The organism is Acinetobacter sp. WU_MDCI_Abxb74, from assembly GCF_025513915.1.
Taxonomy (GTDB): domain Bacteria; phylum Pseudomonadota; class Gammaproteobacteria; order Pseudomonadales; family Moraxellaceae; genus Acinetobacter; species Acinetobacter calcoaceticus_C.
In genome coordinates, this window is the sequence record NZ_JAHPRP010000015.1 from 13,571 (window position 1) to 25,834 (window position 12,264).

The 12,264-nt window shown below is 38.3% G+C and carries 12 protein-coding genes and 1 pseudogene; 2 read left to right on the forward strand and 11 right to left on the reverse strand.

Features of this window, described 5'->3' with window-relative positions:
* Positions 1 to 31: 31 nt before the first annotated feature.
* The 3 genes and pseudogenes from KTH84_RS17820 to KTH84_RS17830 form a co-directional block, all read right to left on the reverse strand.
* Complete coding sequence (locus tag KTH84_RS17820) at positions 32 to 238, reverse strand: DUF1656 domain-containing protein (protein ID WP_004640831.1); 207 nt, start codon at positions 236 to 238, stop codon at positions 32 to 34.
* Complete coding sequence (locus KTH84_RS17825) at positions 231 to 2,330, reverse strand: FUSC family protein (protein WP_262474547.1); 2,100 nt, start codon at positions 2,328 to 2,330, stop codon at positions 231 to 233. The genes KTH84_RS17820 and KTH84_RS17825 overlap by 8 nt, the downstream gene beginning before the upstream one ends.
* Positions 2,321 to 2,452, reverse strand: a pseudogene (locus tag KTH84_RS17830) (hypothetical protein). Before KTH84_RS17830 ends, KTH84_RS17825 begins: the two are co-directional and overlap by 10 nt.
* Before the next feature lie 367 nt (positions 2,453 to 2,819).
* On the opposite strand from KTH84_RS17830, the gene KTH84_RS17835 reads away from it, so the two are divergent.
* Positions 2,820 to 3,593: an IclR family transcriptional regulator gene (locus KTH84_RS17835; protein WP_042894472.1), complete on the forward strand. Its 774-nt coding sequence runs from the start codon at positions 2,820 to 2,822 to the stop codon at positions 3,591 to 3,593.
* A 193-nt stretch (positions 3,594 to 3,786) separates the two neighbouring features.
* On the opposite strand, the gene KTH84_RS17840 is transcribed toward KTH84_RS17835, so the two are convergent.
* The 7 genes from KTH84_RS17840 to KTH84_RS17875 all read right to left on the reverse strand — a co-directional run bounded on the left by KTH84_RS17840 (position 3,787) and on the right by KTH84_RS17875 (position 10,484).
* A complete protein-coding gene (locus KTH84_RS17840) occupies positions 3,787 to 4,398 on the reverse strand; it encodes an alpha-ketoglutarate-dependent dioxygenase AlkB family protein (RefSeq protein WP_262474549.1) in 612 nt (203 codons plus the stop codon).
* Positions 4,395 to 5,249, reverse strand: coding sequence for a methylated-DNA--[protein]-cysteine S-methyltransferase (locus KTH84_RS17845; protein WP_133975688.1), 855 nt, complete (start codon positions 5,247 to 5,249; stop codon positions 4,395 to 4,397). Before KTH84_RS17845 ends, KTH84_RS17840 begins: the two co-directional genes overlap by 4 nt.
* A gap of 125 nt (positions 5,250 to 5,374) precedes the next feature.
* Positions 5,375 to 5,962 (reverse strand): CDP-diacylglycerol--glycerol-3-phosphate 3-phosphatidyltransferase, encoded by a 588-nt coding sequence (pgsA, locus tag KTH84_RS17855; protein WP_042894465.1) that lies wholly within the window; start codon positions 5,960 to 5,962, stop codon positions 5,375 to 5,377.
* Between the two features lie 118 nt (positions 5,963 to 6,080).
* Positions 6,081 to 6,875 (reverse strand): thioesterase family protein, encoded by a 795-nt coding sequence (locus tag KTH84_RS17860; RefSeq protein WP_262474550.1) that lies wholly within the window; start codon positions 6,873 to 6,875, stop codon positions 6,081 to 6,083.
* Positions 6,876 to 6,996: 121 nt separating this feature from the next.
* Entirely contained in the window at positions 6,997 to 8,796 is a 1,800-nt protein-coding gene (gene uvrC, locus KTH84_RS17865; RefSeq protein ID WP_133976422.1) for an excinuclease ABC subunit UvrC, read from the reverse strand.
* A 133-nt stretch (positions 8,797 to 8,929) separates the two neighbouring features.
* Complete coding sequence (locus KTH84_RS17870) at positions 8,930 to 9,460, reverse strand: CHAP domain-containing protein (RefSeq protein ID WP_262474571.1); 531 nt, start codon at positions 9,458 to 9,460, stop codon at positions 8,930 to 8,932.
* Between the two features lie 187 nt (positions 9,461 to 9,647).
* Positions 9,648 to 10,484, reverse strand: a complete 837-nt coding sequence (locus tag KTH84_RS17875; protein WP_133975692.1) for a hypothetical protein — start codon at positions 10,482 to 10,484, stop codon at positions 9,648 to 9,650.
* A 355-nt stretch (positions 10,485 to 10,839) separates the two neighbouring features.
* Between KTH84_RS17875 and KTH84_RS17880 the strand changes: the two genes are divergently transcribed.
* Positions 10,840 to 11,100, forward strand: coding sequence for a hypothetical protein (locus tag KTH84_RS17880; protein WP_133975693.1), 261 nt, complete (start codon positions 10,840 to 10,842; stop codon positions 11,098 to 11,100).
* Between the two features lie 185 nt (positions 11,101 to 11,285).
* Here KTH84_RS17880 and lpxO read toward each other — a convergent pair whose 3' ends face one another.
* Positions 11,286 to 12,200: a lipid A hydroxylase LpxO gene (gene lpxO / locus KTH84_RS17885; protein ID WP_133975695.1), complete on the reverse strand. Its 915-nt coding sequence runs from the start codon at positions 12,198 to 12,200 to the stop codon at positions 11,286 to 11,288.
* Positions 12,201 to 12,264: the final 64 nt, after the last annotated feature.

Consider the following 12,264-nt stretch of genomic DNA (forward strand, 5'->3'; position numbering starts at 1 on the left):
CCTAACTCAAACTTTAATTTCGCAATCATCTCTATGCACCCACCCCAACAAAAATTTGATGTATTACCAAAAGCAATAAAAGGTAAAAACACAAATTGAAAATACTAGGTAATGCAATCCAGCCTTGTGCAATCCACTTGTTGGTTAAAACACTTAATCCACGGAAACATATATATGCCAAGAGGGCTTGAACGAGCAAAGAAGGCACATAAATGCCATAAACATTAAACTCACCCATTTGCTGTGGCTCCTCTAAAGGTGCTGTTTTCACTCATTTGATCTGATGAAACATGACACATGCTATAAGCAATATTGTTAAGTGAAATAAGTAATCTTTGTCGCATCGTCATATCTTCAATATTTGAAGCAAGCTGTTTTAATTCAAATAAAGCACGGTGGATTGGTTCTACCAAAGCCGAGGTATTGTCTACATCACTTTCTTTAGCTCTAAACAGCTCATCCAGATTTTGTTGCAAAACGCCAATATGCTGAGTGAGTTCAGATGTCTGAGGAAGCTGATTCGCCAACTCTTGTAATCGACTTAAATCGACAATACTGCTCGACTCAATTAATGCCTGATGAATTGAAGTTTTAATCTCGCCAGATTGCACCATTTTGCTGTTTAGAATCCCAATTCGATCCAACATGCTGCGTAGGTGCACTTTAAAATCTAGGCCGTAAGGCAAATAAATCGCCTGTCTCATTGCACGATAATGCAAGGCCAAAATACGGCTGGCACTCGTGTCTGGAGACATGGCACGAACGACGTCAATGACAACTAAAGACACCAAAACACCCAAGATCATGGCAAAAGAACCATCAAGATAAGACACTGCATCCATGCTATAAGCATTATGTAGATTTAGGCCCATCATGGTATTAATACCCAAAACCATACCCACTGGCATAAGCATCTGGTTAGCCATCATAGAAACTGCAAACAGGAACATAGGTAATAAAACCAGTCCAAGTTCCCAAAATGTGGTGACATGAGGGAAAATACCAAATGCATAAACGAAGACTAAAACTGCTGAAGCGATACTGCCCCAGATAAAAATACGTAAGACTGGAACTGGGTTATCTAAGGCCGTTAAAATACAAGCTGTTACTGCGCCCATTTGCGCCATCATAAATCCAGCTTTCCACCCCGAAATAATCCAGACCCCAGTCACAATAAATGTAATAAGGACTGCACTAATGCCACCTCGAATAGCCACACCATGATCACGGTGTAAACTCGGATATTTGGTGGTCATTGGCGTAATGTTGTCAGGGATTTCTTTATTTCCTTGCTGAATTCGCTGCCACAAGACTTTAACCGCTAAAACATTGCTAATGAAATGGCGCACATCCATTTTCATGGCTGCGACCAAAACTTGCTGATGTGCGGAAGCCGATTCCATCAAACTCAAGAAATCACTTTCAAACTCATTAGGTAACTGCAAAATATTTTCATCAATAATTAGATCTTTTTGCTCCAGAAACTGTACAACATGCGCTGAGAGCTGTTGCAGTTTTTCTGAATGAGTTTCGATGAATCGGAGTTCTTGAAGTTGCTTAATACGCTCAGACAAAGCCACCAGATTAGCAACTACCATTGAGATTTGATGAAGCATTTCCTGCAAGGGTTTGGTCATGCCATGCAACTCACCCTTTTCATAACTCAAATGTACTGCCAAAGCATGAATATCTGTGGTGTCACGAGTAATAGCGGCTAAAAGCTGAGTATTGTTCTGCTGCGAATTTGTATTTAATAAATTAGCAAACAGGTTTTCTGTATCTTTCAGCGTTTTGATAACACGCTGCTTAATTGCCGAGCCAATGTGCATCGGAAGAATGGTTGCAGAAACCACAGCGCTTGAAATCACCCCAATCGAAATTTCGATGACCCGAGCTAAAGCAATATCAAAAATATTGTATTGATCAATATAGGTAATCGCATTGAAGACAATCATGGCTGTCGAGTAACCCGCCAGCATAAAAGCATAACTACGTGCAGTCCGATCAAGTAAAGACACGTAAAGCGCAAAACCCACCCACAACGACAACACCACGGTAAATAGCCAAGGTGTATTAATTAGATGTGGTGTTAGCATTAAGGCAATCACAGCCCCACCAATCGTCCCTACCACGCGGTAGACACACTTAGATGACACCATTCCTGAATAAGGATTGGCAATAATCAAGACTGTACCAATCGACCACATCGGGTTAATCAGATCTAATTCAAATGAAACAAATAACGCCAGCATTCCGGCAATAAATGTTTTTGTTGCAAAGATCAGATCAAGCCTACTCGGGCGAAACGCCAGTATTTGCTTTAATAACATGAACTCATCTCAAATACAGATTTGAACTGATGAGCATGCCCTTCAATGTTAAATTGCCTTTCTAGAGACAACAAAACTGTGCCATTTGCCTAAAAGCAAATGAGATGAGGAGCATCCTTCAATACAATGATTTTTCCACATCCTGCCTGATTGGCCCAGATGATTTAAATTTGAGCGTTATTTAAACGGCCAAACTTTGGAAAGAAGAGGCATCAAGAAATTCGCCTAGAATCGACCAATTTCTCGATTAGATATTTTGTTTAGCAATTTTTTCAAAATAAAGCGATTTAGTCAACTAAAATATCTCCATTTGATAATTTGATATATTTTTTGATAATCGTATATGATGTATAAGCCAAGAGAAGTTTTCTCTTTGTCAGAGTAAAATACTCAAATCAGGCATTTATTTTAGAATTGAGACAAATTTTCTTTTTTTCTGTTATAAGAATTCAAACATGACTCGTTGTTAAAGGATACGAACAAGACGCTATGGCAATTTCAAGTTTTGGCAAAATTTTAACCGTACTGGACCTATTTTCAGTTTCGCGTCCAATCATTAATGTCGATATTATTTGCGAAGAACTTGGCTTGTCTAAACCAACCAGTTACCGTTACCTGAAAGAACTGGTGTCTACTGATCTATTAAAACGCATTAATGGAACCTCTGGCGATTATACCTTAGGCTCAAAAATTGCAGTTCTTGACTATGTATCAAGAACAACAGACCCTCTAGTTCAAATCAGCACACCATTTATGCGAAATATTGTAGAGCGTACCGAACTGTGCTGCTTGCTCACCTACTTAAATGATGACTATTGCATCGATATTCATCATGAAATATTCAAAGACACTGAATTGCTCTCGTATGGTCGAGGCTGCCCAAGACCTATTTACGTTGGGTCATCTCCAAAAACGATGGTTTCGCATTTAAGTAAACAACGGATGCAAGACTACTATCATCGTTACCAGCAAGAATTAAAACAATCCGGTTTTGCTGAAGATGAAGCAAGCTTTATTCAGCGTATGCGTAAAATTAAAAAACAAGGGTTCTATTTCTCACAAGGTGAGATTGATCCGAATGTTTCAGGTCTTGCTGTTCCAGTTCGTTTTTCGAACAAAGAAGTACCTTTAGCTTTAACTTTAGTTGCTTCTAAAAATCGTTTTGATTTTTTAAATGTTGAAAAGCTCACCGAAATTTTGCAAGAAAATGCAGCACTTATTGAACAACGCTTTATGGAGTTATCTGAAAAAGGTGAAATTTAAAACCTGACTTTGTGATAATTTAACCTTTTCTTACATTTTAATGCATTGAATAGATCACAATATTCTCATATTATGATTTTAGCTCCTATTGGTGATTCTTTTCATCAGCAGCTCATCAATAGAAGCATCCCCCTCAGAGGAATAAGCTCATGTTGCCATCATGGGCTTTTTTCTTGCCCAATTTTAATGAAAGTTATGAAAACTGAAACTGCCTGAAAGTCAGATTAATACGCGGCTGTAAAATCTTTGTTGAGCGATTTAAACGATGTTGCCAATGTTGTTGCGTCTCGCCACGCATCACGATGAGTTGGCCGGGTTGTAGCCACAATTCAACTTTCTCTTTAGTTTGAATATGCCTAAAAGAAAATTTACGAGTAGCTCCAAAACTTAAAGATGCAATCGTTGTGGTTTTTGCTAAAGAAACATCCGAATCACTATGCCAAGCCATTCCTTGAGTCCCATCTTCATAAAGATTTGCCAAACATGAGTTAAATCTTTCTGCAAGCCGCTGTTCTACTAATTTTTTTAGTTTGGCAAGCGCTCGATCCCAAGGCAAAGAATCACGAATGACACCCGAATATTTATATTGATAATAATTATCTCCATACCATGCCACTTTTCGAGGAGTGATAAAGTGCTTACCATATAGCTTAGCTTCGTCATGTTTCCAGGCGAGGTGTTGATAAAGATAGTGAAAATATTGTTCGGCTTCTTCGGGGCTTAAAATACAACCATAGTCCTGAACTTCACCATCATAAGGTAATAAATTCGCACAGGGCTCTGGAGCAAATAAATCCAAGGTCATGCGGTCTCTCCATGTTGCTTTGACATCTCCCAAGCTAACAATGCCAATTTACGGCCTTTTTGCCAATGATATTCTCCGACCATGCCCGTTGCACGAATCACTCGGTGGCAAGGAATCAAATATGCAATTGGGTTTTGTCCAATTGCTGTAGCAACGGCTCGAACTGCTTTAGGCTTGCCAATTTGCTCTGCAATATCTTGATAGGTCCGCAATTGACCTTCTGGAATGGTCAGTAATGCTTCCCAAACTTGCAGTTGAAATGGGGTTCCAGCCAAATTAAGCGGAAGTTTCTGCTGTAAGTGCTCTGAAAAATCTTGTTCGAACCACTGTGCAATTTGTTGATGCCAAATCGGCGCCTGATTTTTTAATTGAGCTTTAGGGAACTGCTGTTTAATTATTTCCTCGATATTCTCACTCGACTCTATAAAACGAATCGAACATATTCCCTTATCGCTGCTTATAACCAACAACTCACCAAATGGGCTTGTCTCAACCGAATAATTAAGTGTGACCCCTTCGCCTTGCTGTTTATATTCACCAGGCGTCATACCTTCAAGCTGAATAAACAAATCATGTAAACGGCCAGTACCAGATAACCCCGTATTTAAAGCAGTATCTAATAAGCTTCGCTTTTGCAACAGATAGTATTTCGCCTGTTGCAAACTCATATATTGGACAAATTTTTTCGGGCTAATACCCACCCATTCCTGAAACTGTCGCTGGATATAACCTGAACTTAAATTCATATGGCTCGCAACATCGTCCAGACTGGGTTGCTGGTCCAGATGTTCATATAAATATTCAATTACAGTGGCAATTACAGCAAATTGCCGAGAAGAAAGCATTTGCATGTGTCACCTCCTTAGCACTCATATCTTACATTAAAGTAGCTAAAGCCCCATGACGACCCGATTCTTGCACTTTCGAAAATAAAAAAGCCTTTCATTATAGAAAGGCTTAATCATTCAATCTGAGCTTAAGGTTGCTTTAAATAAGGCCAAGCTGCTTTTAGGTAAATAAACATTGACCATAAAGTCAGAATGACAGCGGTATATAACAACGCGTAAGCCAACATTTCTAAAGGTTGCCAATTGAGTAAAAACACACTGATGGCAATCATCTGAAAAGCTGTTTTATATTTGCCTACTGTCGATACAGCCACACTCGTTCTTGCGCCAAGTTCTGCCATCCACTCACGTAAAGCAGAAACTGTAATTTCCCGTGAAATAATGACAATTGCTGCAAAAGCCATTGATATGGTTGGATTCCACTGCACTAAAACAATCAGTGCTGTCGCCACCATAAGCTTATCTGCAACTGGATCTAAAAACCGGCCAAATGCTGAAGTCTGGTTTAAAGTTCGTGCTAAATAGCCATCAAACCAATCGGTAATAGCAGCAAACACAAAAATAGCAGTCAAGATAATATGACGACTCATACTTCCTTCTTGCTCACCAATACCCATTGCAGGCGGCCAATACACAATCACCAAAAATACTGGAATAAGCGCTATACGCGCCAACGTTAGGATATTTGGGATATTCAGGATTCGCCCTGTGGTCATAAACACCGCCAATTTAGTCTTCATGCATCTTGTAGCAGACAAAAATACATTCTTCAATATTGTATCTATCTGTAACAGCCACTTTATACGAAATATATGAATCAAGGAAGTAGACTGCTTAGATAAATACCGTAACAGTTTGCCGTAAAATTGCAATTAAATGATCATTTTGGTCCCAAATATGGGCATATTCCGTGGAATAACCTTCACCGGCATATTCAGTCACCACTTTATATTTAAACCAGTCACACAATTGATGTTGAAACGGGTGGACATAGGTAATGTGCCAAGTTAAAGAACTTGCAGGAGCAACTTGTTTAAACATCGGCAATACACCAGGTGGCCAAATATCCATCAAAACAATTAAATCTGGCAAAGTCATTTGACGATTTTCATGCTTCTCTGGAGAGAACCTTGACCATCCTCCAAAATCAGGATACTGACTTCCTGTAACAGGATGATGACCTTCTGCCCAGCATACATCAAAATGTTGATAGCATTCTGGCATTTGTCTAGCAAAAGGAAGAGGTTGTAAGTCTTCTGGTTGAGCATAAACTGGAACCATAGGTTCTTGCCTTACTTCAATATTCGAAGTGCGAGGCACACCAAAACTTGCAACCAAAATAGTTTGTACCGCGCCATCTTGCCATAACCGGGTTTCAAGCGTAGTGACCGACTTTCCTTCCCTTAAAATTTCAATAGTCAATTGAGCGGGCCCCTGCTGTACAGGCCCCACAAAAGTAATACTACAACTTAATAATCTTTTATTGGGATCTTGAATATTGCAGCATGCTTTTTGCATCAATAACCCTGCAACAAAACCACCAAAAACCGTGCGGCCTTGCAACCATCCTTCAGGTATTTCAATCCATTCGTTTTGTTTTATTTCTTCAAATATTCGCAGCAATGACATCCCTTTCCCTAAAAACGAAAGTATTATTAGGAAATATCTTTCATCATTTTGATTGCAATGTGAATGGTCAATTACCTAGTAATTGGCGAGTTATTTTGTCAATCGAACCTTAAACCGATGCTTATTCATGCAGAATTTTATAAATCGTTCTAGCCATCATCTCACCAAAACCAGGCACAAGTGTTAGCTCTTTTTCAGAGGCTTTCAAAACACCTTGGATCCCACCAAAATGAGTCAATAAATCTCGACGGCGTTTCGGTCCCAACCCCGGAATTGCTTCTAAAACTGATGTACTACGGCGTTTATCACGTTTAGCTCGGTGTTTAGTAATGGCGAAGCGATGGGCTTCATCACGTACCTGTTGAATCAAGTGCAATGCTTTATGGTCTTCTGGTAATTGGATTTTCGTGCCATCTGTAAAATGGAGTGTTTCAAGTCCTGGTTTACGCCCTTCACCTTTAGATACACCCACCATAAAAGCGTCAAGCCCAAGCTCTTGCATGACGTCCATCGCCATGTGAAGTTGGCCTTTACCGCCATCAATCAATAACAGATCAGGCAATATGGCTTTTTTATAACGTCGTGTTAAGGCTTGGCGCATGGCAGCGTAATCATCGCCACCGGTAATATCTTGAATGGCAAATTGGCGGTAATCACGCTTACGAGCACCACCTTGGTCAAACACCACACATGACGCAATTGGAGCCTCACCCATGGTATGACTAATATCAAAACACTCAATACGATCGACGGGTCGTCCAATCACTTGCTCTAACTGATGGAAACGTTCATTGAGTTCTAAATGATTACTCAGCTGTCCCTTAATGGCATGTTGAACGTTCATTTCAGCTAACTCTAGCCACTCTGCACGAGTTTCTCGTACACTACTCTTAATTTGGACCTTCTTACCAAACTGCTGTGCCAATGCTTCTTCTAATTCTTTATGATCAGGCAATGCAATATTTACAATGAGTTCATTTGGAACTTCATCTGCAACCTGAAAGTAAAAGTTAGCCATAAAATCACTGAGCATTTGCCCCAGATCATCGCCAAGCATGTCTGGGAAATAACTTTTACCTCCCAACATTCGTCCATTACGTACATACATAATCTGCACACATGTCACGCCAGCCTGATAAGCAATTGCCAGAATATCCGCCTCACCTTTAACCTTAAAAACAGCCTGTTGTGCTTGAACTTCACGAAGTAAAGATAATCGGTCACGGTAAAAAACAGCTTTTTCAAATTCGAGTTCAGCCGCCGCTTGTTCCATTTTGGCAATGAGCTCTTGATTTAACTCTTTGGTGTCACCTTGCAAAAAGCGAATACTGTTATTAACGTCTTCTTTATAATCTTCGGGTGAAATCAGACCTACACAAGGTGCAGAGCAACGCTTGATCTGATATTGCAAACATGGGCGTTTGCGTTGTGAGAAGTAGCTATTTTCACACTGACGAACATTAAAAAGTTTTTGCAAAACCAGTAAAGTATCACGCGCACTATAAGCGCTTGGATAAGGTCCAAAGAACTTACCAATTTGATGCTTCCCTTTGCCACGACCGCTAGCAAGCCGAGGATAGGGTTTATCTGATGAAACAAAAATATAGACATATGACTTATCGTCCCGCAGCATGATGTTATAAGGCGGACGATGTTGTTTAATTAGATTTTGTTCTAAAAGTAATGCTTCGGTTTCTGAACGAGTCACCAAAGTTTCAATATTATAAATTCGTGCAACTAAAGCCTGAGTTTTAGGGTGCTCAATTGTTTTAACAAAATAACTCGATACCCGATTTTTTAGGTTTTTAGCTTTGCCGACATATAACAATTCGCCCTCTTTCCCTAGCATTTTATAAACGCCTGGAAGTTGGGTCATGTTGGCTAAAATTTTTTCAATGTGGGGACGAGCGTTTTGATTCACTATTGGCATACATGGCTTAATACTGAATACCTAATGTGATGTTTTCACCCCTAGTTTTCAAGTGCTTTACTGTGCCAGAACTCAAATTTGAAAAGAGATTTTGATTAGCTCCGACAGATTATGTCGTACCCGCTTAAGAATCGAGACGATAGTAGCTATATTTTACGTCTTTTTCTTTATAGACCGCATAGGTTTTTTGACGAAAATCAGAGAACCAGCCATTACCGGTATATCCCGCAATATGGCCATATGTGTGGCCACTGGTCCGCTCAATAATATAAATATCGCCTTCTTGAGGACGGTTAAAAGCGGGTTTAATTTTCTTATAGCCATTTTGTTCAAGCGTGTGCCCCCAATCAGAAGCAGCTACTGGGTGCTTAGACACATCAGCTCCTGCGGCTTGTAAAGCAATACGAATATTTTTGGCACATTTTTCTTTGCTATGGTTGGCAGATATACTTTCAAGCTTACTTGAGAACTTATGTAAATTAATATTTTGATCTTCAGATGGCTGTCTTTTAGCATCAGATTTTTTATTTTTTTCAGTCGTCGGAGCTGCTTGTCTTAACATCACTTTCGTTTTTAAATCGCTTTGAGAACTATCTTCTTTTCTCACTTTGATATGATGAGCATGAGCATGAACTGCGTGATGAGCATGAGCCATTTTAAAACCTACTTCCGCTAACCAGTCTTCGAAAAAACCGCGCCATTGTAGAATCAAAATTGCCTATTGGTTTTTAATAGTTGTAACAAATTGCCAGCACTGTGAAGTGAGTCACAAAATATATTAAGTACTGTACAGCATAAAAAACGCCCTTTCGGGCGTAATAAAACTATTTATTTATCTATAATTACTGGGTTAAAGATTCACCTTTCCAAGTCTTAATCATAGCATCCGCAGCATTTTCAGTGACAAAGTCACAATATTTACCGGCATAAGGTGGAACATATTCGTCCACACCAGATTGATGATGATATTGCCCAGAATATTCGGTATCGTTTATTGTAAATTTCATTGCTAATAATAACTCATCGCGCGACCAACTAATGCCTTGCCATGTTCCCATTGCAGGTGCAGTACGATTTGAATCTACATACAAAGGCGCAGTACCGTCACTAGAGAACCCAATATAATCTTTATTGCTGTAGGTTTTATTAATCATCCAACAAGTTGAACCCTTAGGAAAATTAGCTACATTTTGCTGTAATAATGCATTGTAATAATCTTCAAAAAAGCCTTGCTGACTAAGTGGCAATGATTCATAAATCCACTGGCCTAAATATTTAGTCACTGGTTGACCTGAAATATCAATTTTAACTAAATCTTGATTTAAAAATAAATTATCACCTTTCACTAAGTTGGCTGGCTGATAGTTTAAAGCTGTATCAGAAAACTGGACTTGAGAACCTAACAAATACCATGTGCCATCAGTTGTTTTAATCGGATCTAAGGTCACTCCCTGATCAGTGAAATAATGCTGACTAAGTTCATAACCTAATGGATGATTATCAGGATAACTTATATAAATCTTATTATCCTGAATCTTATAATTTTTCTTCTCAATCATTGGATTTCCAGCGATCTGACTCGCAGAAAAACCAACAAGTCTCTCACCTTGTTCCTCTGTCTCATCATTACATGCCGAAAGGCTTAATATACATAAACATGAAAGTATTAACTTTTTCATTATGTTCCTAAATTATTAATATAATGTAATCTTTATTATCAATAATTTGCTCTTTTTGGCAATGTAAAAATTAAATAATTCAGATGAGAGGTACTATAGTTTTATTAAGAATTATTCTATAAAACTTAATATCAGACTAACTAAAAATCATCTAGTTGGATAAGATGACTCACTATTATCATCTTTTCCCCTAAATTATTTCATAGTCATTTTTCTTTTAGAAAAGAGAACTAAAATTTTCATGCTAAATTAATCTAAAAACCTTCAATATTAAAACTTAATCATTAACATCACGAACCTTTATAAAAGTTTTGTGGTAATTAGACTAGCAGGTTAAATTCCATTGAAATATCCCATGTCCTTACAAGAAATGATATCAAATATTGAACATATTTCTGATGAGCACACCATCTATGCTGAACAACCTTGGGATATTACATCCAAAGCAATTGCTCTATCAGACGATGAAAAGATGGAGGTTATTATCAAGGATAAGTGCTACAGCTATTTTCTTGAAGTATTTATTATCAAAGAGTTAATAGAAGACTTAGATGACTCTTTAAATAATCAAAACCTTGTATTTAAGATCATTCAATACGCAATAAATGATGCATGATGAATATCATTGTTAAAAACAAACTAATCCTGCAATAAATGATTTTTTATAGTTTTTTTTAGAAGCTAGATTAATCCTCATAGAGTTAGCTTTAAAAACCCAAATAAAAGCAGTTTTCTAGTAAGATATAACGTGAACTAGAAATTATTATTTAAAAACAAAAAACGCCCTTTCGGGCGCTTTAATTAAAATACATATGGTCGAACAAAAATTAGGAAGAAAATCCCAAGCATCAGGAACCATTTTAAAAAGTAATATAACTTACGATTTTTGGCTTTTAATGCTTTGGCTTTAATACGAATTTGGTAGACATAACCAAACGCTTTATTTAAACCACCTGTTTGATCACCTGTTTCATTCGGTGAACTTGCCGCGGTCATCACACTACGACCAAACCAATGGTTGAAACGTTCCATCCACTTCACTTTCATTGGCCGCTCAACATCGGCAAAGAAAATGATACGGTTTTGGTCAGTCTTATTTTCAGCATAATGAATATACGTTTCATCAAACACTACACTTTGACCATCACGCCAAGAGTATCTTTCGCCATCGACGTCAATAAAACAACGGTCATCATTTGGCGTAATTAAACCCAAGTGATAACGCAATGAACCAGCATATGGGTCACGGTGTCTTACCAAACGGCTATCGGGTGCAAGCTCAGTAAACATTGCTGCTTTAATTGTCGGCAATGTTTTAAGAAGAGCCGTAGTTTTCGGACAAAGCTCGGCAGCAGATGGATGACTTGATTCGTACCATTTTAAATAAAAACGCTTCCAACCTGTTTTAAAGAACGAGTTAAAACCTAAGTCGTTATAAGTACTCGATGCTTTAATCCCACCTTGATCATATAAAGCTTTTGCTTCATCACGAATCATTTCCCAATTTTCGTCCAACACTTTTAAATCTTTAAAATGCTGAGTGTCGATATAAGGCTGATTCGGCACCTTTGAAAAGATGTACATTAAAAAGTTAATCGGTGCGAGCAGGGTTGAATGGTCAAAAAATTGACGATAAAACGAGTGACGCACTCTGCCGCGATGTTGGATATACAATGCTGATATCACAAAAATCGCTAATATGATCCACTTAATCATATAGTTACTCGCCTTTAAGCATCTTTAAAGATACTTCGAAGAAATTTGAAATTGGCGAGAATAA

Excerpts from the sequence above, each read along its gene's own strand:
- KTH84_RS17820 (WP_004640831.1), bottom strand. The coding sequence starts at position 238 with ATGGGTGAGTTTAATGTTTATGGCATTTATGTGCCTTCTTTGCTCGTT.
- KTH84_RS17825 (WP_262474547.1), bottom strand. The coding sequence starts at position 2,330 with ATGTTATTAAAGCAAATACTGGCGTTTCGCCCGAGTAGGCTTGATCTG.
- KTH84_RS17835 (WP_042894472.1), top strand. The coding sequence starts at position 2,820 with ATGGCAATTTCAAGTTTTGGCAAAATTTTAACCGTACTGGACCTATTT.
- KTH84_RS17840 (WP_262474549.1), bottom strand. The coding sequence starts at position 4,398 with ATGACCTTGGATTTATTTGCTCCAGAGCCCTGTGCGAATTTATTACCT.
- KTH84_RS17845 (WP_133975688.1), bottom strand. The coding sequence starts at position 5,249 with ATGCAAATGCTTTCTTCTCGGCAATTTGCTGTAATTGCCACTGTAATT.
- pgsA (WP_042894465.1), bottom strand. The coding sequence starts at position 5,962 with ATGACCACAGGGCGAATCCTGAATATCCCAAATATCCTAACGTTGGCG.
- KTH84_RS17860 (WP_262474550.1), bottom strand. The coding sequence starts at position 6,875 with ATGTCATTGCTGCGAATATTTGAAGAAATAAAACAAAACGAATGGATT.
- KTH84_RS17870 (WP_262474571.1), bottom strand. The coding sequence starts at position 9,460 with ATGGCTCATGCTCATCACGCAGTTCATGCTCATGCTCATCATATCAAA.
- KTH84_RS17875 (WP_133975692.1), bottom strand. The coding sequence starts at position 10,484 with ATGAAAAAGTTAATACTTTCATGTTTATGTATATTAAGCCTTTCGGCA.
- KTH84_RS17880 (WP_133975693.1), top strand. The coding sequence starts at position 10,840 with ATGTCCTTACAAGAAATGATATCAAATATTGAACATATTTCTGATGAG.
- lpxO (WP_133975695.1), bottom strand. The coding sequence starts at position 12,200 with ATGATTAAGTGGATCATATTAGCGATTTTTGTGATATCAGCATTGTAT.